This is a genomic window from Pseudomonas sp. G5(2012) (assembly GCF_000408945.1).
Classification (GTDB): Bacteria; Pseudomonadota; Gammaproteobacteria; order Pseudomonadales; family Pseudomonadaceae; genus Aquipseudomonas; species Aquipseudomonas umsongensis.
This window is the reverse complement of sequence record NZ_APIO01000059.1, coordinates 194,624-216,979: the sequence shown is the minus strand read 5'-3', so window position 1 is coordinate 216,979 and position 22,356 is coordinate 194,624. Positions and strand designations below refer to the sequence as shown.

Genomic DNA, 22,356 nt, shown 5'->3' with positions numbered 1-22,356 from the left:
GAGCCGACCGGGGTCGAGCCGGTGAAGGCGATCTTGGCAATGCGCTTGCTGGTGGCCAGGGCTTCGCCGGCTTCTTTGCCGAAGCCCTGCACGATGTTCAGCACGCCGGGTGGCAACAGGTCGCCGATCAGCTCGACCAGCACGGTGATGCCCAGCGGGGTTTGTTCGGCAGGCTTGAGCACCACGCAGTTACCGGCGGCCAGGGCCGGGGCGAGTTTCCAGGCGGCCATCAGGATCGGGAAGTTCCACGGGATGATCTGCCCGACCACGCCCAGGGGTTCATGGATGTGATAGGCCACGGTGTTGCCATCGATTTCGGCAGCGCTGCCTTCCTGGGCGCGGATGCAGCCGGCGAAGTAGCGGAAATGGTCGGCGGCCAGCGGGATATCGGCGTTGAGGGTTTCGCGCACGGCCTTGCCGTTGTCCCAGGATTCGGTGATTGCCAACAGTTCCAGGTTCTGCTCGATACGGTCGGCGATTTTCAGCAGTACCAGCGAACGCGCCTGGGCAGACGTGGCGCCCCAGGCATCGGCGGCCGCGTGGGCGGCGTCCAGGGCTTTGTCGATGTCTTCAGCCGTGGAGCGCGGGAATTCGGCAATCGGTTGGCCATTTACTGGCGAGGTATTGGTGAAGTACTGACCTTTGACAGGCGCGACGAACTCGCCGCCGATGTAATTTCCATATTTGCTCTTGAACGAAACGATAGCGCCTTCAGTACCGGGGTGAGCGTAACGCATGATGGTTTCTCCTTGGGTTCTTGTGCTTATAAGGAAGACGCGCATGTGCGCTTGCTTTAAGCGTAGAGCAAAGGCCGGGCCACCGCCTTGCAGGTCAGGTAAATCAAGACCTTGCGCGATTTTTGTCGGACGGGCGGGAGGCGCCTGTGACGCTTTCGGTACAGTCCCTGTGACACTTTGTACCGCTTCTGGTGCGGCCTGTGACTGAACGGTCTTGCCAGCGTTGCAATGCGGCCCAGGCTGGAGGATGCTCAGACGCTGCATCACCCTGTAGGAGCTGCCGCAGGCTGCGATCTTTTGATTTTTTTAAGATCAAGATCAAAAGATCGCAGCCTGCGGCAGCTCCTACAGGGAACGTGAACCTTTCGGGGGGAGAATAATAAGAAATGCACGACAACCATTTGAGTCGCCATGCCCAGCAAGTGTTGACCGTGACCCAGGGCAAAGCTCACCTGCACGGCCCTGGCAGCGACCCGTCGATCGCCCGTTCCTGGCTGCGCTGCCTCGAGGACTACCACCTCGACCCGGCCTTGAACATGGCGCCGACGGTGCTGGAACATGGCCGCGTGCTGGAAAGTCGCGAACGCTTGCAGCAAGTGCTACACATCGCCGGCAATGAAATGACCAGTCTGCATCAGCAGCTCTCCGGTGCCGGCCATGCCGTGCTGTTGACCGATGCTCGCGGCGTGATCCTCAATTGCGTGACGGCGCCGGCCGAACGCAAGATTTTCGAACGTGCCGGCCTCTGGCTGGGTGCCGACTGGAGCGAGGCCTGTGAAGGCACCAATGGCATCGGCACCTGCCTGGTGGAGCGCCAGTCGCTGACCATTCATCAGGACGAACATTTTCGCGGGCGGCATACCGGCCTGACCTGCTCGGCGAGCCCGGTATTCGATCCGCACGGCGAGCTGCTAGCCGTACTCGACGTGTCTTCCGCCCGGCACGAGGTATCGCGGCAAAGTCAGTTCCATACCATGGCTTTGGTCAATCTGTCGGCGAAGATGATCGAGAGCTGCTATTTCCTGCGTTGTTTCGATAATCAATGGCTGCTGCGTTTTCATCTGCAGGCCGAGTCCGTCGGCTTGTTCAGCGAAGGGCTGCTGGCGTTCGACGGCGAAGGGCGGATCTGCGCGGTCAATCAGAGTGCACTGAACCTGCTGGGGCATATCCGTGGCGGTTTGTTGGGCAAGCCGGTGGAGGCATTTTTCGACTGCTCGCTGGACGAACTGCTCGGCCGCGCGAGCGTCAATGCCAGCGCGAGCTGGCCGCTGCGTACCCGGGACGGACGCCATCTGTTCGCCGTGTTACGCGGGCAAGCGCGAAAAGTTCCGGTGCCGCTGGTGCAGGGGCCGGTGGCTGAAGAGCGCCCGCAGTTGTCGGGCATCTGCCTGGGTGATCCGATCTTGCAGGCGGATTTCCGCAAGGCCCTGCGTGTGTACGAACGGGACGTGCCATTGCTGATCAACGGCGAAACCGGTTCGGGCAAGGAAGCCTTTGCCAAGGCCGTGCACCAAGCCAGCCAGCGCGCGGAAAAAGCCTTCGTCGCCCTCAACTGTGCGGCCATCCCCGAAAGCCTGATCGAGAGCGAGCTGTTCGGTTACCGCGGCGGCAGCTTCACCGGTGCACGCAAGGAGGGCATGCGCGGCAAGCTGCAGCAGGCCGACGGCGGGACGTTGTTCCTCGATGAAATCGGCGACATGCCCCTGGCCTTGCAGACCCGTTTGTTGCGCGTGCTGGAAGATCGGCAAGTGGTGCCGATCGGTGGCGAGCCGGAATCGGTCAATGTGCGAATCATCAGTGCCACGCACCGCAACCTGCTGGAAAGGGTGCAGAACGGCAGTTTTCGCGAGGATCTGTATTACCGCCTCAATGGCTTGGAAGTCGCGTTGCCAGCGTTACGCGAGCGTAGTGATAAATCGCAGTTGCTCGACTACTTGCTGGCCGAAGAGGCGCGTGGGGAAACCGTATTGATCGACGGGCCGGCGCGTGAGGTGTTGTTGGGATTTGCCTGGCCGGGCAACGTGCGACAGATGCGCAATGTGTTGCGCACGCTGGCGGCATTGTGTGACGGCGGACGAATCGCGCTTGAGGATCTGCCGGCGATGATTCGTCAGGCACGGCAAGTGGTCATGCCGAAAATTGAACAGCCTTGCGAGCATCCACTGGAGGATGCCGAGCGCCTGGCGCTGTTGAATGCGCTGGAGCATACGCGCTGGCATATGACGAATACGGCTGAACAGCTGGGAGTCAGCCGCAATACCCTGTATCGAAAACTTCGCAAGCACGGCATCGCCCGGTAATCCGCGGCGTGTCCATTCGCGAGCAGGCTCGCTCCCACAGGATGTTGGGTTGAACCCACAATTCGGGGGCTGACCCAGATCTACTGTGGGAGCGAGCCTGCTCGCGAATGGCGTCATTGAGGACGAAACAAAGGTGCGAATTTTTCCCCCCTAAGCTAACCTGCGGCCATGTTTTACGAGGTCGACTATGCACATTCATATTCTGGGTATCTGCGGCACTTTCATGGGTTCGATGGCAGTCCTGGCCAAAGAGCTCGGCCATCACGTGACCGGCTCCGATGCCAACGTCTACCCGCCGATGAGCACTCAACTCGAGGCACAGGGCATCGAGTTGACCCAGGGCTACGACCCGGCGCAACTGGACCCGGCGCCTGATCTGGTGGTCATCGGCAACGCCATGTCGCGAGGCAACCCGGCGGTCGAGTACGTGCTGAACAAAGGCCTGCCTTATGTCTCCGGCCCGCAATGGCTGGCCGACCACGTGCTGCAAGGTCGCTGGGTACTGGCGGTAGCCGGTACGCATGGCAAGACCACCACCAGCAGCATGCTCGCCTGGGTGCTGGAGCACGCAGGCATGAGCCCGGGTTTCCTGATCGGCGGTGTACCGCAAAACTTCTCGGTGTCGGCACGCCTGGGCGACACGCCGTTTTTCGTGATCGAAGCCGATGAATACGACAGCGCGTTTTTCGACAAGCGCTCCAAGTTCGTTCACTACCGTCCGCGCACGGCAATCCTGAACAACCTGGAGTTCGACCACGCCGATATCTTCCCGGATCTGCCGGCGATCGAGCGGCAGTTCCATCATTTAGTGCGGACCATCCCGAGCGAAGGCCTGGTGATTCATCCGACCACCGAGCCGGCCTTGCTGCGCGTCATCGAGATGGGTTGCTGGACCCCGGTGCAAACCACCGGTGCGGGCGGGCAATGGCAGGTCAAGCTGCTCAGCGACGATGGCTCGCAGTTCGAAGTGATGTTCGAAGGCGTCGCTCAAGGCGTGGTCGAGTGGGACATGACCGGCCAGCACAACGTGGCCAACGCATTGGCCACGTTGGCCGCGGCGCGCCATGTTGGCGTGGCGCCGGCCCTGGGCATTGCCGCCTTGAGCGCGTTCAAGAGCGTGAAACGCCGGATGGAAAAAGTCGCCGAGGTGCGTGGCATCACCATCTATGACGACTTCGCCCACCATCCGACGGCCATTGCCACCACGCTCGACGGCCTGCGCAAGCGCATTGGCGATGCGCCGTTGATTGCGATCATCGAGCCTCGCTCCAACTCCATGAAGCTTGGCGCGCACCGTGACGGCTTGCCAGAGAGCGTGGTCGATGCCGACCAGGTGATCTGGTATGCACCGGCCAATCTCGGCTGGGATCTGGCAGGTACCGCCGCACTGTGCACGGTACCGTCGATAGTCAGCGACTCGCTGGAAGGCATCATTGAGCGGGTCAAGAGCCAGGCCCAGCCAGGCACCCACGTGGTGATCATGAGCAACGGCGGCTTCGGCGGCCTGCACGGCAAGCTGGCCGAGGCGCTCAAATGAGCAACGGTCCCGATCGCATCACGCTGGCGATGACCGGCGCTTCCGGCGCCCAGTACGGCTTGCGCCTGCTCGATTGCCTTGTGCGCGAAGACCGCGAAGTGCACTTTCTGATTTCCAAGGCCGCGCAATTGGTGATGGCCACCGAAACCGACGTCACGTTGCCGCCCAAGCCACAGGCGATGCAAGCCTTCCTCACTGAATACACCGGGGCTGCCGCCGGGCAGATTCGGGTCTACGGCAAGGAAGACTGGATGTCGCCGGTGGCTTCGGGCTCGGGCGCGCCAGCGGCGATGGTGGTGGTGCCATGCTCGACCGGGACGTTGTCGGCCATCGCCACGGGCGCCTGCAACAACCTGATCGAACGTGCTGCCGATGTGACGCTCAAGGAGCGCCGCCAGTTGATCCTGGTGCCGCGTGAAGCGCCTTATTCGAGCATTCACCTGGAGCACATGCTCAAGCTGTCGAACATGGGTGTGACGATTTTGCCGGCATCGCCGGGGTTTTATCATCAACCACAAACCATCGACGACCTGATCGATTTCGTCGTGGCGCGGATCCTCAATCTGCTGAGCATTCCCCAGGACATGCTGCCGCGTTGGGGTGAATATCATCTGAGCAGCGATGAATAAGCTGCTGGTGATTGTGCTGGCGCTACAGCTGGCGGGATGTGCCACGGCGCGTACGCTGGATGCTGCCAAGCCGGGAGCGCCAGTGGTCTACTCCGGGACGCGGCTGGATTGGTATGCGCTCAATGGCGGTTGTTGCGCGATGGACCGTTTTGGTGCCGAGGCACCGAGCTATCCGGGTGTAGATCTGCCGGCCAGCGCGTTGCTCGACACGCTGCTGTTGCCGTTGTCGCTGCTGACTGTGATCGGGGTCAGCTTTCAGGCAACGGGTGGACTGTAAAGACAAAAGATCGCAGCCTGCGGCAGCTCCTACATTGGGAGTGTGTACACCCTGTAGGAGCTGCCGCAGGCTGCGATCTTTTGATTTACTTGCCCAACTTCCTCAACTCATCCGACTCGACAATCCGCACCCCATCCTGCTCCTCCAGAGCGAGGCGCCACATGGCGCGGGCCAGTTGGCAGGCTTCTATGCCTCGGTATTTGCCGGGAATCAGTTTTGACAAAGGCCCGGCGAACTGCTCGCCCAGGCGTGGTTCAGTGCGTTCGCCCAGCAGCAACGATGGACGGCAGATGGTCAACTGTGGCCAATTCTGCGCGCGCAATGCATGTTCCATCTCGCCTTTGACCCGGTTGTAGAAAATCGAGGATCTGCGATCGGCCCCCAGGGCGCTGATCACGATCAGGTGCCGGGCGCCCATCTCCCGGGCACGTTTGGCGAAAGCCACCACCATGTCCAGGTCCACCGCGCGAAACGCCTCCTCCGAGCCGGCCTGTTTGATGGTAGTGCCCAGGCAGCAGTAGGCGATGTCAACGCGGCCGTTCAACTGCGGCAGAAACTCAGAGGGGTCGCCCACCGGATTTTCCAAGTGGGGATGCTCGGCCAGTGGCCGGCGTGAAGGGGCCAATACTCGCGATATCGTTGGCTCGTTGAGCAAGCGATCAAGTAAGTGTTCACCGGTTAATCCGGTGGCTCCGGCAAGCAACACGTGCTGAGGCGTCAAGTACATAGTGTTTCTCCCTTGATACTGTTCAGCTTAGTTGTTCTTTGCGTCCTTGTTGTCAATGGAAACACTTTGCAGGGCTTTTCTTGCCTGCTGCTTGCGTAACAGTTGCCAGTGCGAGAGCACGGTTCTAGGCGCCCAGATCTGCGGTTCGGAGGCTTCGAAATTGTCTGTCAGCTCGCGCTCGGCGACGGTGGCCTTGGCCAGTTTGAAGGCTTGTTCCAAGTCATCGGTCTGGTTCAGTGCCCGGGCAAACAGGGCATCGCCGAAGTAGGTGAAGTTGGCTTCTTCGGAACAGCCGAAAGACACGCGGTCAGCACGCGAGGCGGTCATGATCAGGGTGCGTTCGTCTTTCAGGGCGGGGATGAAACCGCCGGAGTAGCAGGACGAAATCACGATGATCTTGTCGCGGTTTTTCAGTGGGGCCAGGACGGCGGCAAGCTCGTCGGCCGGCAGATCCGCCAGTTCCATGCGCGGCTGGTCGAGCACCAGTTCGTGCTCGCTGGTGCCGTGACTGGTCAGGTAGATGAAAATCAGGTCTTCCGGGCCACTGCGTTCGGCCAGCGTCACGGCGGAGCGCCTCAGGTTCTCGCGGGTGGCCATCGGCCGGTCGCCGAGGTGGTCGCGATGGTTCACCAGGCGGATTTGGCCATAGGCACCGAAACGGCTGGTGAGCATGTTCGCGACATAGTCCGATTCACGCAGGAAAACACTCTGCTTGCCATCGCCGCCAAGGGTCAGGGTGTAAAGCTCCACCGCCGGGGTTGAGGCTGGAACGTTGGTAAACGCTTCTTCGAGCAAGCGTCCCTGGGCCAGCAGACCGAGCTCGAGGGTGTCTGGCAGTAATTTGCCTTCGGCGTCGCGCACGCGCTGGCCGTTGATCCAGGTGCCACTGAGTACGGCGCCGTCGGTGAGGACCAGGGTGCCGCGTCCGGAATAAGTGTCGTTGTCGAATTGGCCGGTGTAGAAACTACCGTCGGCCAGGTTCAAGCGACCTTGGCCGCTGAAGCGCCAGTCATTGAAGTGGCCGATGTAGTGGCTGCCGTCGGCGCCGATCAATTCGCCCTTGCCGTTGAGCGAGCCTTCCTTGAATTGACCCAGCCAGACGTCGCCATCGGCATTTTCATAACGGCCCTTGCCGTGCAATTGGTTGTTTTTGAACGCGCCGACATAGATGTCACCTTCGGCACTGTTGAAGGTTCCGTTACCTTCCAGCTGACCGTCGACGAAGTGTCCGGTGAATTGATTGCCGCTGCCGTCGCTGCGCTGGCCCTCGCCGTTGGGCTTGCCGTGGGCGAACTGGCCCTGGTATGCACTGCCATCTTCGAGTTCCAGGCGACCGAGCCCTGAAAATTGATCGGCCTTGAATTCGCCACGGTAGATCATGCCGTTTTCTTTGAGGGTGCCTTCGCCGTCGCGACGGCCCAGCTTGAAACCGCCGTTGTAGCTGCCGGCGTTGGTGGTCAGGGTTCCCTGGCCGTCAAACAGGCCTTGCTTGAACTGGCCGCGATAAGCCTCGCCATTGCTGCCATGCCACTCACCCTGGCCATGCCATTGGCCCTGGTCGAACTCGCCGGCGTACCAGCTGCCGTTCGGGTAATCGATACGGCCCTGGCCCTGCAGCAATCCGTTGACCAGGTCTCCGCGATAGCGTCCGCCGTCCGGCAGGCGGGCGTCCGCGGGCAATAGCGATTCGCCGTCGCCGCAAGCGGTGAGCATCAGGGTCAAGGCGAGGAGTGCAAGTGGGCGCATAGCGGGTTCCGGGCAATTAGGCGACCGAGTATGCCGCAGCCATGTGTCCATATACAGCCGGTAGAAAAGCATCTGGTGCGAAACAGCGTGTGCTGCTTCGCACCGGCAGGGCTTACACGAAGCAGAGTGACAGGGATTCGGCGACGTACGCCGGTTTCTCCATGCCTTCGATTTCCAGTGTGGCGATGGCCTTGAGCAGCAATTGGCCGGGTTTTTTCTCGGTGACCTCGGACAGTTCGACCTTGAGGCGCACCTTCGAGTCGACCTTGACCGGCTGAATGAAACGCACGCTATCCAGGCCGTAGTTGACCACCATCTTCAAGCCTTCGGGCATGACGAGGATGTCTTCCATCAATTTTGGAATCAGCGACAGCGAAAGGAAACCATGGGCGATGGTGCTGCCAAACGGCGTTTGCGCGGCTTTGGCCGGGTCGACATGGATGAACTGGAAGTCCCCTGTGGCTTCGGCGAACAGGTTGATGCGTTCCTGATCGATGGTGAGCCATTCGGAACATCCGAGTTCCTTGCCGACATAATCTTTGAGCTCTGCAGCAGGTACAAAGGGCATTGAGACTCTCCTTGGGTTCATCGGTTTTATAGTTTTTAGGTGGGGGGATTTGACCTCCCGGATTACCACTTTAGATCACCATGGCAAAACGCTGCGGTCAACTGACCATGCTTATGGCGAATGCCGATCCATAGCGCAAGCGTGCTTATAATGCGTCGGCCAATGCGGGTGACGGATTTTGCGGGGGATCATTGATGTTGTTACGTGGCCTGACCTGGCTGGTGCTGTTCCAATTGCTCGGCACCGCGACCAACCATTTGTTTTTACCCTTCCTGCCGGGGCCGATTATCGGTCTGCTGCTGTTACTGATATTTCTGATCGGTCGTGGCCAGGTCGGCGAGCCGTTGAACCTTGCAGCCAGCAGCCTGCTGCGCTACCTGCCGTTACTGCTGGTGCCACCGGCGGTGGGGGTGATGGTGTACGCCGCGGACATCGCCGCCGATTTCTGGGCGATTGTCGGCGCGCTGGTGTTGTCATTGTTGCTGTCGATGGCGTTCGCCGGAGTCCTCATGCAGCGCATGGTCAAGCGCCATGTTCATCCTGGGGACGGCCAATGATCCTTGACTGGCACGGCGCCTGGACGTCAGTGATTCATCATCCGTTGTTTGGTATCGGCATCACGCTCGGTGCCTATCAGCTGGTACTGGCAGCGTTCGAGAAAACCCGCTGGATCTTTTTGCAGCCCGTGCTGGTCTCCATGTTGCTGGTGATCGGTGTGCTGGTGGGCTGCGGCCTGACCTACGCCGAGTACCGCAAGAGCACTGAGATCCTGAGTATTCTGCTCGGCCCCGCGACGGTCGCGCTGGCGGTGCCGCTTTACCTCAATCTGCGGCGGATTCGACAGTTGTTCTGGCCGATATTTACTACGCTGGTGATAGGTGGTGTGGTCGCCACATGCATGGGGGTGCTGTTGGGCTGGTGGTTCGGCGCCGAACACATGATCCTGATGACCATGGCGCCGAAATCGGTAACATCGCCTATCGCCATGCTGGTGGCCGAGCAGATTGGTGGTGTCGCCGCGCTGGCGGCGGTGTTCGTTTTGATCACCGGAGTGATCGGGGCTATCTTCGGTCCGAGTCTGTTGACCCGGCTCGGTGTCCACAGTCCAGAGGCTCGCGGCATGGCACTGGGCATGACCGCCCACGCGGTGGGCACTGCGGTAGCGATGCAGGAAAGTGACGAATGCGGCGCCTTCGCGGCGCTGGCGATGAGTTTGATGGGCGTGGCCACGGCGGTATTCCTGCCGTTGGCGGTGTCGATGGTGGTGTAAGGAATATGTCTATGAGTCTGCCGCTTTTTCCGCTGAACACGGTGTTGTTTCCTGGTTGCATCCTCGACCTGCAGATCTTCGAGGCGCGTTACCTGGACATGATCGGTCGCTGCATGAAACAGGGCGGCGGCTTTGGCGTGGTGTGCATCCTTGAGGGAAGTGAAGTCGGTATCGCGCCGCAGGGCTTTGCCATGGTCGGTTGTGAAGCGCGTATCACCGATTTTCAGCAGCAGGACAACGGCCTGCTGGGTATTCGGGTCGAGGGCGGGCGACGGTTCAAAGTGTTGTCTACCGAAGTCCAGCGCGACCAACTGATCCTGGCCGAGGTCGAATGGCTGGAAGACGAGCCCGAGCAACCCCTGCAGGACGAAGATGCCGACCTGGTGGCCTTGCTCAAGGCCCTGGCCGAACACCCGATGGTCGAAGCGCTGAACATGGGTACCGAAGCGGCGGGCCAGCAATCACTGGCCAACCAGTTGGCGTACCTGTTGCCCTTCGCCGAAGAGGACAAGATCGATCTGTTGCAACTCGATGATCCGCAGCAGCGGCTGGATGCGATTCAGGCGTTGCTGGATGAGTTGCAGGGCGAGTTGTTCGCCTGACGCGGCCAAAAGATCGCAGCCTGCGGCAGCTCCTACATGAATTTGGTATGCATTCTGTAGGAGCTGCCGCAGGCTGCGATCTTTTGCTTTTGGCTAATACGCGTACCGCAACATCGTATGTGGCAAATGCCTCAATACGAAGAACCCGAACAATGCCACCAGTGACGGCAGCACCAGCCACCAGACTTTTGGCGGCATGGCGTTCAGCGAGGTCTGGCGCTGGCTGAGCCACAGGCTCGCGGCGCAGACGCACGATGCCAGCATCGCTCCTGCCAGCACATCTGTCGGCCAGTGTGCGCCGAGGTAAACCCGCGACAGGGAAATTGCCAGCGCCGGCAGGCACGCCACCAACAGCCAGGTCAGGCGCATGCGCGGGGGTTGTCCGCGGCCGGCCAGTACGGCGAGGGTCAGGAACAGCGCGAATGACCCGGAGGCGTGGCCGCTGGGCATGCTGTAGCTGGTCAGCGGGTCGCTCAATACTTCGGGGCGCAGGCGGGCAAAGAAGTGTTTGGTCAGGGTGTTGCCCAGGGCGGTGCAAAGCAGGGTGGTGGTGGCGAAGATCAGCTGGCGCCATTGCCGTGTAACCAGCAGCAGCACCACCAGCAAGGCGCTGAAGATCAGCATGTTGCGGAATTCGCCGATGAGGGTGAAGACCACCGCCACTTCATCGAGCATCGGGCTGCGGTGTTCCTGCACCAGGGTCATCACGCCTTGGTCGAGTGCATTCAGATGCGGATAGCCGATAAACAGGCCCGCCAGAATCAGCAAGCTCATGCCGGCAATGAACACCGTGGCCTTGCGATGGCGGCGCAGGCTGCTGGTGGCGCTAAGCCCGATCATGAGTGTAATGCTGCCGGCGACGATGCCGGCTTCAGGCCAGAAGCCTTCGGGCAGTGGCAGGCGAATCGCCGCGCCCGTGGCCCATCCCGGTAGCAGGTACGCCACTGACCAACCCGCACCGGCTAGCAGGCTGACCGCAAAGAACCGTGGGAATGGCATGTCGAACATCCCGGCGACCATCGGCAACATGGGGCGCAAGGGGCCGATGAAGCGTCCGACCAGCAAACTGGCGATGCCATAGCGCTGGAAATACGCCTCGGCCCCGGCGATCCATTCCGGGTGATGACGCAAGCCGGGCAGGCGCCGGATGTTCTGATGGAAGTGCCGGCCGAGGAAATACGAGACCGTGTCGCCCAGCACGCCGGCGAGAAACCCCAGTAGCAATGTTTCACTCAGCGACAGCGCGCCGCTGCCGGCCAGTACCGCCACGGCGAACAGCAATACCGTGCCCGGCACGATCAGGCCGGCAATCGCCAGGCATTCAACAAAGGCCACGATGAATACCGCTGCCGCCAACCATTGCGGGTTGACCGTCAACCAACCGGTCACGCTATCGAGCCATGGGCCCATAAAAACAACTCCATTGAATTCAAGTGGCCCTTGGCGGGCGAACAAAATCTACACAACACCACAAACCTCTGTAGGAGCTGCCGCAGGCTGCGATCTTTTGATCTTGACCCTTTAAAAGCAAAAGATCGCAGCCTGCGGCAGCTCCTACAGGGACCGGGCTCACAGCAGGATGTAGTCGCGACCTTCGACCTGGCCCCGCCGCAGCGGGTTCCGCGTGCAATAGGCGGCATAGGCCGCGTCAACGAAGCGGTACATCAGGTGGTCGTCGCGCCCATGGGGAATGCCCAGGCGCGTGGCCTGGATAACATGGGCGGGCGTCTGGCCGACGTCTTCCACCAGCAGCACCTCATGGTCGAAGCGCTTGGCGTCCCAGACCGGCACTTTCAGGCCCAGGGCCTTGCACAGCAGCGTTTGCCCCGCGCAAAGCTTTTGCGACGGGCGAGGGCGGCCCTGGGCGTCGGGGTTGTTCAGCAGCATCTGCGCCAGGCTCGAAGGTCCGCTCAGTTCATCGACCCAAGGGTAGGCGGACTTGATCAGCACTGCGTTACCCGGGCCCTGGGCGCTGAAGTTCAGCGAGTCACCTCCGCGGGCGTAATACATATAGATGTGCCCGCCATCCAGAAATAAAGCCTTACGCTTTTCCGTATAGCCGAGGGAGGCGTGGCTGCCTTTTTCTGCGCAATAGTAGGCTTCTGTCTCGATGATCCGCGCGCTGAGCCACAGATCACCGACCCGATGACGAATGACTTTGCCCAGCAAGTCGCGGGCGAGAATTTGCGCGTCGCGGTCGAAAAACGCGTCTGGGAGGCCCTTGGGCAGGCTCGCGGAGGACACATGAACAGGCAAGTTGGACATGGTGGGCAGCGTTTATCAAGGCTGAGTGAGTCGTGATGATAACAATTTGCTGCTTAATCCCGGCTGAACGTCGGCAAATTGCCCTCGATTTCGACCATCCGCCCGTCACCGCTGTTAGTCGGCGGACGCGACAGCTATAATCTGCCGCTTTACTCTTTACCAAGACCTAATCAAAGACCACTCCAGACCATGACTGAGTCCGTTCTTGACTACATGACCCGTTTGGGTCGCGCCGCCCGCGAGGCTTCCCGCGTCATCGGCCGTGCCAGTACCGCGCAGAAGAACCGCGCGTTGCAGGCCGCTGCCAATGCGCTGGATGCTGCCCGCGGCGAATTGACCGCTGCCAATGAGCTGGACTTGGCGGCTGGCCGCGCCAATGGTCTGGAACCGGCCCTGCTCGAGCGCCTGGCGCTGACCCCGGCGCGAATCGACGGCATGATCGTGGGTCTGCGACAGGTCGCGGCGCTGCCCGACCCGGTCGGTGCGATCCGCGATATGAGCTATCGTCCGTCGGGTATCCAGGTGGGCAAGATGCGCGTGCCGCTGGGCGTGATCGGGATCATCTACGAATCGCGACCGAACGTGACCATCGATGCCGCCAGCCTGTGCCTGAAGTCCGGCAACGCGACCATCCTGCGCGGCGGCTCCGAAGCCATTCATTCCAATCGTGCCATCGCCGCCTGCATCCAGCGCGGCCTGGCCGAGGCCGATCTGCCGGCCGCCGTGGTGCAAGTGGTCGAAACCACCGATCGCGCTGCCGTCGGCGCGCTGATCAGCATGCCTGAGTTCGTCGACGTCATCGTGCCCCGTGGTGGCCGTGGCCTGATCGAGCGCGTCAGTCGTGACGCTCGAGTGCCGGTGATCAAGCATCTGGACGGTATCTGCCACGTCTACGTGGGCGAGCACGCCGATCTGGCGAAGGCCCAGCGCATCGCATTCAACGCCAAAACCTACCGTTATGGCATCTGTGGTGCTATGGAAACGCTGCTGGTCGATCAAACCGTTGCGAAAGATTTCTTACCGGCGATGGCTGCCCAGTTCCGCGAAAAAGGCGTCGAACTGCGCGGCTGCGAACGCTCCCGGGCAATCATCGATGCCCTGCCGGCCACGCAAGAGGACTGGAGCACCGAGTATCTGGCGCCTATCCTGTCGATCCGCGTGGTCGATGGGCTTGACCAGGCCATCGAGCACATTAACCATTACGGATCCCATCACACCGATTCGATTGTCAGCGAACACCAGGGCGACACCCGGCGTTTCGTGGCTGAAGTCGATTCTTCGTCGGTGATGATCAACACCCCGACCTGCTTCGCCGATGGCTTTGAATACGGATTGGGTGCCGAGATCGGCATTTCTACTGATAAGCTGCACGCCCGCGGCCCGGTCGGTCTCGAAGGTTTGACCTGCGAGAAGTACGTGGTAGTGGGTGATGGCCAGTTGCGCGGACAGGAGCCGGCCTGACTTGGGCGACTTCGACCCGTCAGCCCCGGTAACCGCCAGCGCGCCTCGACCCAGACGCATCGGTGTACTGGGCGGGACCTTCGACCCGGTGCACATCGGCCATTTGCGTGGTGCGCTGGAAGTCGCCGAAACCCTGGCGCTCGATGAACTGCGCCTGACGCCAAATGCGCGGCCGCCCCACCGGGGTACGCCGCAGGTATCGGCCAAGGACCGGCTGGCGATGGTCAAGTGCGCGGTAGCCGGAGTGGCACCGTTGGTGGTAGACGCCCGCGAATTGCAGCGGGACAAGCCGTCCTACACCATTGATACCCTGGAGTCGATGCGCGCCGAAATGCCCGCCGAGACCCAGGTTTTTCTGCTTTTGGGTTGGGACGCATTTTGCGGCCTGCCCACTTGGCACCGCTGGGAAGAGTTGCTCCAGCATTGCCATATCCTGGTGTTGCAACGCCCGGATGCCGACAGCGAACCGCCGGATGCCTTGCGCAACCTGCTGGCAGCGCGCTCGGTGAGCGACCCGCTGGCCCTCAAAGGGTCGAGCGGACAGATTGCATTCGTCTGGCAGACGCCGCTCGCGGTATCCGCCACCCAGATCCGTCAACTGCTGGCCAGCGGTAAGTCGGTACGTTTCCTGGTGCCCGACGCGGTCCTGGCCTACATCGATGCGCACGGGCTTTACCGTGCGTCGAACTGAATAGGAGTGCCTCAAGGCACGTGGCAACAACGTGTATTGAAGCGCCCGAACATACGAGCAAAACGAGTTTTATATGACGAACAACGACGTAAACAAAGTTAAGCGTAAAGGCACGTTCAAGAGCGCCCCGCTGCCTGAGAAGGTCCTGGCAGCCGAGCCGCCAAAAGGCGACGAGCTGGTCAAGATCGCCGTCGCTGCCCTGGAAGACGTCAAGGCCCAGGACGTGCTGGTCATCGACGTTCGCGACAAGCAGAGCATCACCGACTACATGATCATCGCCACCGGTACCTCCAACCGCCAGATCGGCGCGATGCTGGACAAGGTCCGCGAAGCGGTCAAGGCCCTGGGCATCAAGCCACTGGGTGAAGAAGGCAAGGGTGACAGCGACTGGGTCCTGTTGGACATGGACGACGTGATCGTCCACATGATGACCTCCAATGCCCGCCAGTTCTACGACCTGGAGCGCTTGTGGAAAGGTGCCGAGCAGAGCCGTGCCGCCGATGGCAAACACCACAGCCCTGAAGTTGGTCACGAGCATTTCACCAAGCTCAACAAAGACCAGGAATAAGGAACGGCTGTGCGACTGCGACTGATCGCCGTCGGTTCACGCATGCCCAAATGGGTGGAAGAAGGCTGGCATGAATATGCCAAGCGTCTTCCGTCCGAGCTGGCGCTGGAACTGGTGGAAATACCGCTCAATACCCGTGGCAAGAACGCCGACGTGGCACGCTTCATCCGTCAGGAAGGCGAAGCCATGCTGGCCAAGGTCGGGCCCAATGAGCGCGTTGTCACCCTCGAAGTCCACGGCAAGCCCTGGAGCACCGAGCAGCTGGCGGTCGAGCTCGATCGCTGGCGGCTGGATTCGCGCACGGTAAATTTCATGGTCGGCGGCCCTGAGGGGTTGGCGCCGGAAGTCTGCGCCCGTGCCGATCAGCGCTGGTCGCTATCACCGCTGACGTTGCCGCACCCGCTGGTGCGAATCCTGATCGGCGAGCAGCTGTATCGTGCCTGGACAGTGTTGTCCGGTCACCCTTACCACAAGTAGTTCTGCCCTCATGTCCCAACCGATCCGCATCAAGGACCACGAAAAAGACGCCCGTCTGGTGCGTGGCCGCGTCGTGTTCGGGGCTATTGCGGTGGTGCTGCTGATTGGTGTGCTGATTGCGCGCCTGTATTTCCTGCAGGTCATCCAGTACGAATACCACTCGACCCTGTCGGAAAACAACCGCGTCCATGTGCAGCCGATTCCGCCGACTCGCGGGTTGATTTTCGACCGCAACGGCGTAGTGATTGCCGACAACCGGCCCAGCTTCAGCCTGAGCATGACCCGCGAGCGCTCCGGCGACTGGCAGCAAGTGCTCGATGTAATCGTCGAGGTGCTGGAGCTGACGCCCGAGGACCGGGTGATTTTCGAGAAGCGCATGCGCCAGGGGCGACGGCCGTTCGAGCCGGTGCCGATCCTGTTTGAATTGACTGAAGAGCAGATCGCCCGGATTGCCGTGAACCAGTTCCGCCTGCCCGGGGTGGAAGTGGTCGCGCAGCTGGTCCGTCACTATCCGCAGGGGGCGCACTTTGCGCACTCGGTGGGGTACATGGGACGGATCAACGAGAAAGAGTTGAAGTCGCTTGATCCGGTCAATTACAGCGGCACTCACCACATCGGTAAAACCGGCATCGAGCGTTTCTACGAGCCGCAATTGCATGGCCAGGTGGGTTACGAGGAAGTCGAGACCAACGCTCGCGGCCGTGTGTTGCGAGTGCTCAAGCGCACCGAACCGATTTCCGGCAAGGACATCGTCCTGAGCCTGGACATCAAGCTGCAGGAAGCCGCCGAAGCTGCACTCGGTGGTCGTCGTGGCGCGGTAGTGGCACTGGATCCGAAAACCGGCGAAGTGCTGGCGATGGTCAGCCAGCCGAGTTTCGACCCGAACCTGTTCGTCACCGGCATCAGTTTCAAGGCCTATTCCGAGCTGCGCGACTCCATCGACCGACCGCTGTTCAACCGTGTCCTGCGTGGCCTGTACCCGCCGGGCTCGACCATCAAGCCGGCCGTTGCGATCGCGGGGCTGGATGCGGGTGTGGTGACTGCTTCATCGCGGGTGTTCGACCCGGGTTACTACATGCTGCCCAACTACGACCACAAATACCGCAACTGGAACCGTACCGGCGACGGCTTCGTCGACCTCGATACGGCAATCATGCGTTCCAACGATACGTACTTCTATGACCTGGCCCACAAGCTGGGGATCGATCGGTTGTCGGCGTACATGACCAAGTTCGGCATTGGCCAGAAAGTCTCCCTGGACATGTTCGAAGAATCGCCAGGGCTGATGCCGACCCGCGAATGGAAGCGTGCGACCCGCCGACAAGCGTGGTTCCCGGGTGAAACGTTGATTCTGGGGATCGGGCAGGGCTACATGCAGTCGACGCCATTGCAGTTGGCCCAGGCCACGGCACTGGTGGCCAACAAAGGCGTATGGAACCGTCCGCACCTGGCCAAGACCATCGAAGGCGAGAAGCCGGTGGATGAGAACCCGATGCCGGACATCATCCTGCGTGACCCGGCGGACTGGACGCGGGTCAACCATGGCATGCAACAGGTCATGCACGGTGCCCGAGGCACCGCGCGCAAGGCCTCGATCGGCGCGCAATACCGGATTGCCGGCAAGAGTGGTACGGCCCAGGTGGTGGCGATCAAGCAGGGCGAGAAGTACGACCGATCCAAGGTCCAGGAACGTCATCGCGACCACGCCCTGTTCGTTGGCTTCGCGCCGGCCGACGATCCGAAGATCGTGGTCTCGGTGATGGTCGAGAACGGTGAGTCCGGCTCCGGCGTGGCCGCGCCGGTGGTGCGTCAAATCATGGACGCCTGGTTGCTGGACCAGAACGGTCATCTCAAGGCCGAATACGCCAGCCCTACTACCGCAGAGGCTACCGCCCGTGATGAATAATTTCGATCGCATGCTCTCCAGCGAGGATGTGATGCGCCGCCGTGCCACGCTGTTGCAGCGCCTGCACATCGATGGACCGTTGCTGATCCTGTTGCTGACCCTCGCCGCCGGCAGCCTGTTCGTGCTGTATTCGGCCAGTGGCAAAAGCTGGGACCTGCTGGCCAAGCAAGCCACTTCGTTCGGTATCGGCCTGGTGTCGATGATCGTCATCGCCCAGTTCGAGCCGCGATTCATGGCGCGGTGGGTGCCGCTGGGTTATGTGGTCGGGGTGATGTTGTTGCTGGTGGTGGACATCATGGGGCATAACGCCATGGGGGCCACACGCTGGATCAACATTCCAGGGGTGGTGCGCTTCCAGCCTTCGGAATTCATGAAGATCCTCATGCCGGCGACCATCGCCTGGTATCTGTCCAAGCGCACGCTGCCGCCGCAGCTCAAGCACGTGGGTGTCAGCCTGATGCTGATTGGCGTGCCGTTCATCCTGATCGTGCGCCAGCCCGATCTCGGCACGTCGCTGCTGATCCTGGCGGGCGGCGCTTTCGTTCTGTTCATGGGCGGCTTGCGCTGGCGCTGGATTCTCAGTGTGCTGGCCGCCGCCGTGCCCGTGGCGATCGCCATGTGGTTCTTCATCATGCATGACTACCAGAAGCAGCGAATCCTGACGTTCCTCGATCCCGAAAGTGATCCGCTGGGGACCGGCTGGAACATCATTCAGTCCAAGGCCGCGATCGGTTCCGGCGGCGTGTTCGGCAAGGGCTGGTTGCTGGGCACCCAGTCACACCTGGATTTCCTGCCGGAAAGCCACACCGACTTCATTATTGCGGTGCTGGGCGAAGAGTTCGGCCTGGTGGGCATTTGCGCGCTGTTGCTGATCTACCTGCTGTTGATCGGTCGCGGGCTGGTGATCACCGCCCAGGCGCAGACATTGTTCGGCAAATTGCTGGCAGGCGCCTTGACCATGACATTTTTTGTGTATGTTTTCGTCAACATCGGTATGGTCAGCGGCCTGTTGCCGGTGGTGGGGGTGCCGTTGCCGTTCATTAGCTACGGAGGAACTTCGCTGGTGACGCTGCTGTCAGCGTTTGGGGTTTTGATGTCGATCCATACCCATCGCAAGTGGATCGCGCAGGTTTGAATAAGGTGAAGAGTTCAATGCAAGTAATGCGTGGCTGGGCGACTCGATACGCGCCATGGGTCGGCCTGGTAAGCATCCTTGGTACTGCGCAGCAGGCGGTGGCAGGCGATTACGAAGGCTCGCCCCAAGTGGCCGAGTTCGTTGGTGAGATGACTCGCGACTATGGCTTCGCCGGTGAGCAATTGATGGGCGTGTTCCGCGAGGCGCAGCGCAAGCAATCGATCCTGGACGCCATTTCGAAACCCGCCGAGCGGGTCAAGCAATGGAACGAATACCGGCCGATGTTCATCACCGATGCGCGTATTGCCCGTGGCGTTGATTTCTGGCGTCAGCATGAGGCAGTGCTGGCCCGTGCCGAACAGGAATACGGCGTACCGGCGCAGGTGATTGTCTCGATTATCGGCGTTGAAACGTTTTTTGGCCGTAACACCGGAAATTTCCGGGTCATCGACGCGTTGTCGACCCTCGGTTTCGACTATCCTCCCCGTGCCGAATTTTTCCGCAAGGAATTGCGTGAATTCCTGTTGCTGGCCCGGGAAGAGCAGGTCGACCCGCTGACCCTCAAGGGTTCCTACGCCGGTGCCATGGGCCTGCCGCAGTTCATGCCCAGCAGCTTTCGCGCCTATGCGGTGGACTTCGACAGTGACGGCCACATCAATATCTGGAACAACCCGGACGATGCCATCGGCAGCGTTGCCAGTTATTTCAAGCGACACGGCTGGGTCGCCGGCGAACCGGTGGTCAGCCGCGCCGATGTGCGCGGCGAACAGGTGGACGAAGGTTTGACCACCGGTATCGAGCCGACTAAAACCGTTGGAGAGTTGCGGGCCCTGGGCTGGTCAAGTCATGATGCGCTGCGCGATGATATGCCGGTTACCGCCTTCCGCCTGGAAGGCGACAATGGCCCTGAATACTGGATGGGCCTGAAGAATTTCTACGCGATCACGCGTTATAACCGCAGCGTGATGTACGCCATGGCCGTACATCAACTGTCTGAACAGCTGGTCCAAGCACGGGGCGTCAAGTAATGCGGGCATTGCCTATGAATAAACCCCTGAAGCTGATGGCATTTGCCGCGTTGGCTATGCTGGTTGCCAGTTGTTCCACCAGTCGTGCGCCAACGCAGAAGTCGTCCACCGCCGTACGCTCGGCGCCGGGGCTGGACATCAACCGTGCCCACAAGGATGGCGCGCCATGGTGGGACGTCGACGTTTCACGCATCCCGGACGCCACGCCAACCCTGCACACCGGCCCGTACAAGGCCGCCCCTTACTCGGTACTGGGCAAGACCTATTTTCCGTTGCAAGAGTCCAAGACGTACGTACAGTCGGGTACGGCGTCCTGGTACGGCACCAAGTTCCATGGCCAGAACACCGCAAACGGCGAAGTCTATGACCTGTACGGCATGAGCGCCGCACACAAGACCTTGCCGTTGCCGAGTTACGTCCGGGTGACCAACCTGGACAACAACAGGACTGTGATCCTGCGGGTCAATGACCGCGGCCCGTTCTATTCGGACCGGATCATCGACCTGTCGTACGCCGCCGCCAAGAAGCTCGGCTACGCCGAAACCGGCACCGCGCGGGTCAAGGTCGAAGGCATCGACCCGCAGCAATGGTGGGCTGCCAAGGGCCGTCCGGCGCCTTTAATGCTCAACGAACCGCAAGTCGCGCAGAATAACGCCCCGGTCATTACGGCTTCGGCCGGCACCATCGAGCAATGGACACCTCCGCCGCAGCAGCACGCCGCCGCAGTCGTCCCTGTTCAACTTGCCGATGCAAAAAAAAACGCTTCTGCACCAGCGTCTGGCCAGTATCTGCAGGTGGGCGCGTTCGCCAACCCGGACGCTGCCGAGTTGCTGAGGTCCAAGCTCAGCGGGATGGTGAAAACTCCGGTGTTCATCAGCTCGATCGTGCGCAATCAACAGACACTGCATCGAGTGCGCCTGGGGCCGATCGGTTCGCCGGGTGAAATCCAGCAAGTGCAGAACAGCGTGCGCCTGGCCAACCTGGGTTCGCCCAGCGTTGTGACGGAGTAATACGTAGAACTTGATTGACGGTTCATCTGCGGTTTTGGGGGGTGGACCAGGTTGTTGGCTCTATGAAGAACAAAAGCCCGGCAAGGGTTACAGAGTGAGCAGCTGAATACGCGATGACTCGTTAGAAAGTCATCTGATTAGTTTTGCCTTCGGGCAGTTTCCATTAGCGATTTCGAGAGACGGATGAACATCACCACCTTTGCCAAACGCCTGTGCCTTCTAGTCCCGCTGCTCCTCTCGCCTGCCGCATTCGCGGTCGAGATGATGCCGTCGCCACCGCAACTGGCCGCCAAGGCCTACGTGCTCATGGACGCCAGCAGCGGCAACGTGCTGGTCGAGAACAATGGTGACCAGCGTCTGCCGCCAGCCAGCCTGACCAAGCTGATGACCGCGTACATCGCGACCCTCGAAATCCGTCGTGGCCAGATCGGTGAAAACGATCCGGTGACCGTCAGCGAAAATGCCTGGCGTACCGGCGGTTCGCGGATGTTCATCAAGGTCGGCTCGCAAGTGACCGTCAGCGACCTGCTGCACGGCATCATCATCCAGTCGGGTAACGATGCCAGCGTTGCACTGGCCGAACACATCGCCGGCAGCGAAGACGCGTTTGCCGACATGATGAACAAGACCGTGGCCGACCTGGGCATGACCAACAGCCACTTCATGAACCCGACCGGCCTGCCGAACCCGGAACACTACTCGTCGGCTCACGACATGGCAGTGCTGGCCCGCGCGATCATTCACGAAGACCCGGCTCACTACGCGATCTACTCGCAGAAAGAGTTCTTCTGGAACGGCATCAAGCAACCGAACCGCAACCTGTTGCTGTGGCGCGACAAGACTGTCGATGGCCTGAAAACCGGCCACACCGACGAAGCCGGCTACTGCATGGTGTCTTCGGCCGTGCGTGACGGCATGCGCCTGATCGCCGTGGTGTTCGGCACCAACAGCGAAGTGGCTCGCGCCGCCGAGACCCAGAAACTGCTGACCTACGGTTTCCGTTTCTTCGAAACCCAGACCTTCTATCAGAAAGGTGCCGAGCTGGCCCAGGCGCCTGTCTGGAAGGGTTCCACCAATCAAGTCAAGGCCGGCCTGGCTGAAGACCTGACCATGACCCTGCCGAAAGGCCAGCTGAAAAAGCTCGCCGCCAGCATGACCATGAACCCGCAACTGGTTGCGCCAATCGCCAAGGGCGACGTGATCGGTAAAGTCGAAGTCAAGCTGGAAGACAAGGTGGTGCACAGCGCCGACCTGATCGCTCTGGATGGCGTCGAAGAGGGTGGTATCTTCCGTCGCATGTGGGATAGCATCCGTCTATTCTTCTACGGCTTGTTCAACTGATAGTGTGCTCCTGCAAGGTCTCGTGCTGATCCGGCGCGGGGCCTTGTCGTCGCCACGGCTTACGCTTACGAGGCCGTTACG

At 60.9% G+C, this 22,356-nt stretch carries 22 protein-coding genes; 16 read left to right on the top strand and 6 right to left on the bottom strand.

Going from position 1 to position 22,356, the window contains the following annotated elements; translation table 11 throughout:
- Positions 1 to 737, bottom strand: a 737-nt coding sequence (locus tag PG5_RS19160) for an aldehyde dehydrogenase family protein (protein WP_042955501.1), incomplete at its 3' end; no start/stop codon positions are given.
- 386 nt (positions 738 to 1,123) lie between these two features.
- Between PG5_RS19160 and PG5_RS19155 the strand changes: the two genes are divergently transcribed.
- The 4 genes from PG5_RS19155 (at position 1,124) to PG5_RS19140 (ending at position 5,480) form a co-directional block, all read left to right on the top strand.
- Complete coding sequence (locus PG5_RS19155; RefSeq protein WP_020798773.1) at positions 1,124 to 3,037, top strand: sigma-54-dependent Fis family transcriptional regulator; 1,914 nt, start codon at positions 1,124 to 1,126, stop codon at positions 3,035 to 3,037.
- A 187-nt stretch (positions 3,038 to 3,224) separates the two neighbouring features.
- On the top strand, positions 3,225 to 4,574 hold the full coding sequence (gene mpl, locus PG5_RS19150) for a UDP-N-acetylmuramate:L-alanyl-gamma-D-glutamyl-meso-diaminopimelate ligase (protein ID WP_020798772.1): 1,350 nt from the start codon (positions 3,225 to 3,227) through the stop codon (positions 4,572 to 4,574).
- Positions 4,571 to 5,203: a flavin prenyltransferase UbiX gene (gene ubiX / locus PG5_RS19145; protein ID WP_020798771.1), complete on the top strand. Its 633-nt coding sequence runs from the start codon at positions 4,571 to 4,573 to the stop codon at positions 5,201 to 5,203. Before mpl ends, ubiX begins: the two co-directional genes overlap by 4 nt.
- Complete coding sequence (locus tag PG5_RS19140; protein WP_020798770.1) at positions 5,196 to 5,480, top strand: YceK/YidQ family lipoprotein; 285 nt, start codon at positions 5,196 to 5,198, stop codon at positions 5,478 to 5,480. Before ubiX ends, PG5_RS19140 begins: the two co-directional genes overlap by 8 nt.
- Positions 5,481 to 5,565: 85 nt before the next feature.
- Here PG5_RS19140 and PG5_RS19135 read toward each other — a convergent pair whose 3' ends face one another.
- The 3 genes from PG5_RS19135 to PG5_RS19125 all read right to left on the bottom strand — a co-directional run bounded on the left by PG5_RS19135 (position 5,566) and on the right by PG5_RS19125 (position 8,521).
- Positions 5,566 to 6,207: an oxidoreductase gene (locus PG5_RS19135; protein WP_033045415.1), complete on the bottom strand. Its 642-nt coding sequence runs from the start codon at positions 6,205 to 6,207 to the stop codon at positions 5,566 to 5,568.
- Positions 6,208 to 6,234: 27 nt separating this feature from the next.
- Positions 6,235 to 7,953, bottom strand: a complete 1,719-nt coding sequence (locus tag PG5_RS19130) for a C13 family peptidase (RefSeq protein ID WP_020798768.1) — start codon at positions 7,951 to 7,953, stop codon at positions 6,235 to 6,237.
- Between the two features lie 112 nt (positions 7,954 to 8,065).
- Positions 8,066 to 8,521: a MaoC family dehydratase gene (locus PG5_RS19125; protein ID WP_020798767.1), complete on the bottom strand. Its 456-nt coding sequence runs from the start codon at positions 8,519 to 8,521 to the stop codon at positions 8,066 to 8,068.
- A 194-nt stretch (positions 8,522 to 8,715) separates the two neighbouring features.
- Between PG5_RS19125 and PG5_RS19120 the strand changes: the two genes are divergently transcribed.
- Genes PG5_RS19120 through PG5_RS19110 form a run of 3 tightly spaced genes read left to right on the top strand, consistent with a single transcriptional unit; the run spans position 8,716 to position 10,393 of the window.
- Positions 8,716 to 9,078 carry a CidA/LrgA family protein gene (locus PG5_RS19120; RefSeq protein WP_020798766.1) on the top strand — a complete coding sequence of 121 codons (363 nt, stop codon included), beginning with the start codon at positions 8,716 to 8,718 and terminating at the stop codon, positions 9,076 to 9,078.
- Complete coding sequence (locus tag PG5_RS19115) at positions 9,075 to 9,791, top strand: LrgB family protein (RefSeq protein ID WP_008065952.1); 717 nt, start codon at positions 9,075 to 9,077, stop codon at positions 9,789 to 9,791. Before PG5_RS19120 ends, PG5_RS19115 begins: the two co-directional genes overlap by 4 nt.
- Positions 9,792 to 9,802: 11 nt before the next feature.
- A complete protein-coding gene (locus PG5_RS19110; RefSeq protein WP_020798765.1) occupies positions 9,803 to 10,393 on the top strand; it encodes an LON peptidase substrate-binding domain-containing protein in 591 nt (196 codons plus the stop codon).
- 93 nt (positions 10,394 to 10,486) lie between these two features.
- Here PG5_RS19110 and PG5_RS19105 read toward each other — a convergent pair whose 3' ends face one another.
- Both PG5_RS19105 and PG5_RS19100 read right to left on the bottom strand, forming a co-directional pair.
- Positions 10,487 to 11,803, bottom strand: a complete 1,317-nt coding sequence (locus tag PG5_RS19105) for a bifunctional DedA family/phosphatase PAP2 family protein (protein ID WP_020798764.1) — start codon at positions 11,801 to 11,803, stop codon at positions 10,487 to 10,489.
- 159 nt (positions 11,804 to 11,962) lie between these two features.
- Entirely contained in the window at positions 11,963 to 12,658 is a 696-nt protein-coding gene (locus PG5_RS19100; RefSeq protein WP_020798763.1) for a DNA-3-methyladenine glycosylase, read from the bottom strand.
- Between the two features lie 189 nt (positions 12,659 to 12,847).
- Between PG5_RS19100 and PG5_RS19095 the strand changes: the two genes are divergently transcribed.
- From PG5_RS19095 to PG5_RS19055, 9 genes are all read left to right on the top strand, one after another.
- Positions 12,848 to 14,119, top strand: coding sequence for a glutamate-5-semialdehyde dehydrogenase (locus tag PG5_RS19095; RefSeq protein ID WP_020798762.1), 1,272 nt, complete (start codon positions 12,848 to 12,850; stop codon positions 14,117 to 14,119).
- Positions 14,088 to 14,810, top strand: a complete 723-nt coding sequence (nadD, locus tag PG5_RS19090) for a nicotinate-nucleotide adenylyltransferase (protein WP_033044782.1) — start codon at positions 14,088 to 14,090, stop codon at positions 14,808 to 14,810. The genes PG5_RS19095 and nadD overlap by 32 nt, the downstream gene beginning before the upstream one ends.
- A 73-nt stretch (positions 14,811 to 14,883) precedes the next feature.
- Complete coding sequence (gene rsfS / locus PG5_RS19085) at positions 14,884 to 15,378, top strand: ribosome silencing factor (RefSeq protein ID WP_020798760.1); 495 nt, start codon at positions 14,884 to 14,886, stop codon at positions 15,376 to 15,378.
- Between the two features lie 9 nt (positions 15,379 to 15,387).
- Positions 15,388 to 15,855, top strand: a complete 468-nt coding sequence (gene rlmH / locus PG5_RS19080) for a 23S rRNA (pseudouridine(1915)-N(3))-methyltransferase RlmH (RefSeq protein ID WP_007937439.1) — start codon at positions 15,388 to 15,390, stop codon at positions 15,853 to 15,855.
- Positions 15,856 to 15,865: 10 nt separating this feature from the next.
- On the top strand, positions 15,866 to 17,761 hold the full coding sequence (gene mrdA, locus PG5_RS19075) for a penicillin-binding protein 2 (RefSeq protein ID WP_020798759.1): 1,896 nt from the start codon (positions 15,866 to 15,868) through the stop codon (positions 17,759 to 17,761).
- A 31-nt stretch (positions 17,762 to 17,792) separates the two neighbouring features.
- On the top strand, positions 17,793 to 18,896 hold the full coding sequence (gene rodA / locus PG5_RS19070; RefSeq protein WP_050511646.1) for a rod shape-determining protein RodA: 1,104 nt from the start codon (positions 17,793 to 17,795) through the stop codon (positions 18,894 to 18,896).
- Between the two features lie 17 nt (positions 18,897 to 18,913).
- Positions 18,914 to 19,924: a lytic murein transglycosylase B gene (gene mltB, locus PG5_RS19065; protein WP_020798757.1), complete on the top strand. Its 1,011-nt coding sequence runs from the start codon at positions 18,914 to 18,916 to the stop codon at positions 19,922 to 19,924.
- Positions 19,924 to 20,934 (top strand): septal ring lytic transglycosylase RlpA family protein, encoded by a 1,011-nt coding sequence (locus PG5_RS19060; protein WP_033044785.1) that lies wholly within the window; start codon positions 19,924 to 19,926, stop codon positions 20,932 to 20,934. Before mltB ends, PG5_RS19060 begins: the two co-directional genes overlap by 1 nt.
- A 183-nt stretch (positions 20,935 to 21,117) precedes the next feature.
- On the top strand, positions 21,118 to 22,275 hold the full coding sequence (locus PG5_RS19055; RefSeq protein WP_020798755.1) for a D-alanyl-D-alanine carboxypeptidase family protein: 1,158 nt from the start codon (positions 21,118 to 21,120) through the stop codon (positions 22,273 to 22,275).
- Positions 22,276 to 22,356 lie beyond the last annotated feature (81 nt).

Coding starts and splice junctions, on each gene's coding strand:
- PG5_RS19120 (WP_020798766.1), top strand. CDS start 8,716: ATGTTGTTACGTGGCCTGACCTGGCTGGTGCTGTTCCAATTGCTCGGC.
- PG5_RS19100 (WP_020798763.1), bottom strand. CDS start 12,658: ATGTCCAACTTGCCTGTTCATGTGTCCTCCGCGAGCCTGCCCAAGGGC.
- PG5_RS19095 (WP_020798762.1), top strand. CDS start 12,848: ATGACTGAGTCCGTTCTTGACTACATGACCCGTTTGGGTCGCGCCGCC.
- PG5_RS19115 (WP_008065952.1), top strand. CDS start 9,075: ATGATCCTTGACTGGCACGGCGCCTGGACGTCAGTGATTCATCATCCG.
- PG5_RS19135 (WP_033045415.1), bottom strand. CDS start 6,207: ATGTACTTGACGCCTCAGCACGTGTTGCTTGCCGGAGCCACCGGATTA.
- PG5_RS19140 (WP_020798770.1), top strand. CDS start 5,196: ATGAATAAGCTGCTGGTGATTGTGCTGGCGCTACAGCTGGCGGGATGT.
- mltB (WP_020798757.1), top strand. CDS start 18,914: ATGCAAGTAATGCGTGGCTGGGCGACTCGATACGCGCCATGGGTCGGC.
- mrdA (WP_020798759.1), top strand. CDS start 15,866: ATGTCCCAACCGATCCGCATCAAGGACCACGAAAAAGACGCCCGTCTG.
- PG5_RS19130 (WP_020798768.1), bottom strand. CDS start 7,953: ATGCGCCCACTTGCACTCCTCGCCTTGACCCTGATGCTCACCGCTTGC.
- PG5_RS19110 (WP_020798765.1), top strand. CDS start 9,803: ATGAGTCTGCCGCTTTTTCCGCTGAACACGGTGTTGTTTCCTGGTTGC.
- PG5_RS19155 (WP_020798773.1), top strand. CDS start 1,124: ATGCACGACAACCATTTGAGTCGCCATGCCCAGCAAGTGTTGACCGTG.
- rsfS (WP_020798760.1), top strand. CDS start 14,884: ATGACGAACAACGACGTAAACAAAGTTAAGCGTAAAGGCACGTTCAAG.
- ubiX (WP_020798771.1), top strand. CDS start 4,571: ATGAGCAACGGTCCCGATCGCATCACGCTGGCGATGACCGGCGCTTCC.
- PG5_RS19105 (WP_020798764.1), bottom strand. CDS start 11,803: ATGGGCCCATGGCTCGATAGCGTGACCGGTTGGTTGACGGTCAACCCG.
- PG5_RS19055 (WP_020798755.1), top strand. CDS start 21,118: ATGAACATCACCACCTTTGCCAAACGCCTGTGCCTTCTAGTCCCGCTG.
- nadD (WP_033044782.1), top strand. CDS start 14,088: ATGGCCAGTTGCGCGGACAGGAGCCGGCCTGACTTGGGCGACTTCGAC.
- rodA (WP_050511646.1), top strand. CDS start 17,793: ATGCGCCGCCGTGCCACGCTGTTGCAGCGCCTGCACATCGATGGACCG.
- mpl (WP_020798772.1), top strand. CDS start 3,225: ATGCACATTCATATTCTGGGTATCTGCGGCACTTTCATGGGTTCGATG.
- PG5_RS19125 (WP_020798767.1), bottom strand. CDS start 8,521: ATGCCCTTTGTACCTGCTGCAGAGCTCAAAGATTATGTCGGCAAGGAA.
- PG5_RS19060 (WP_033044785.1), top strand. CDS start 19,924: ATGCGGGCATTGCCTATGAATAAACCCCTGAAGCTGATGGCATTTGCC.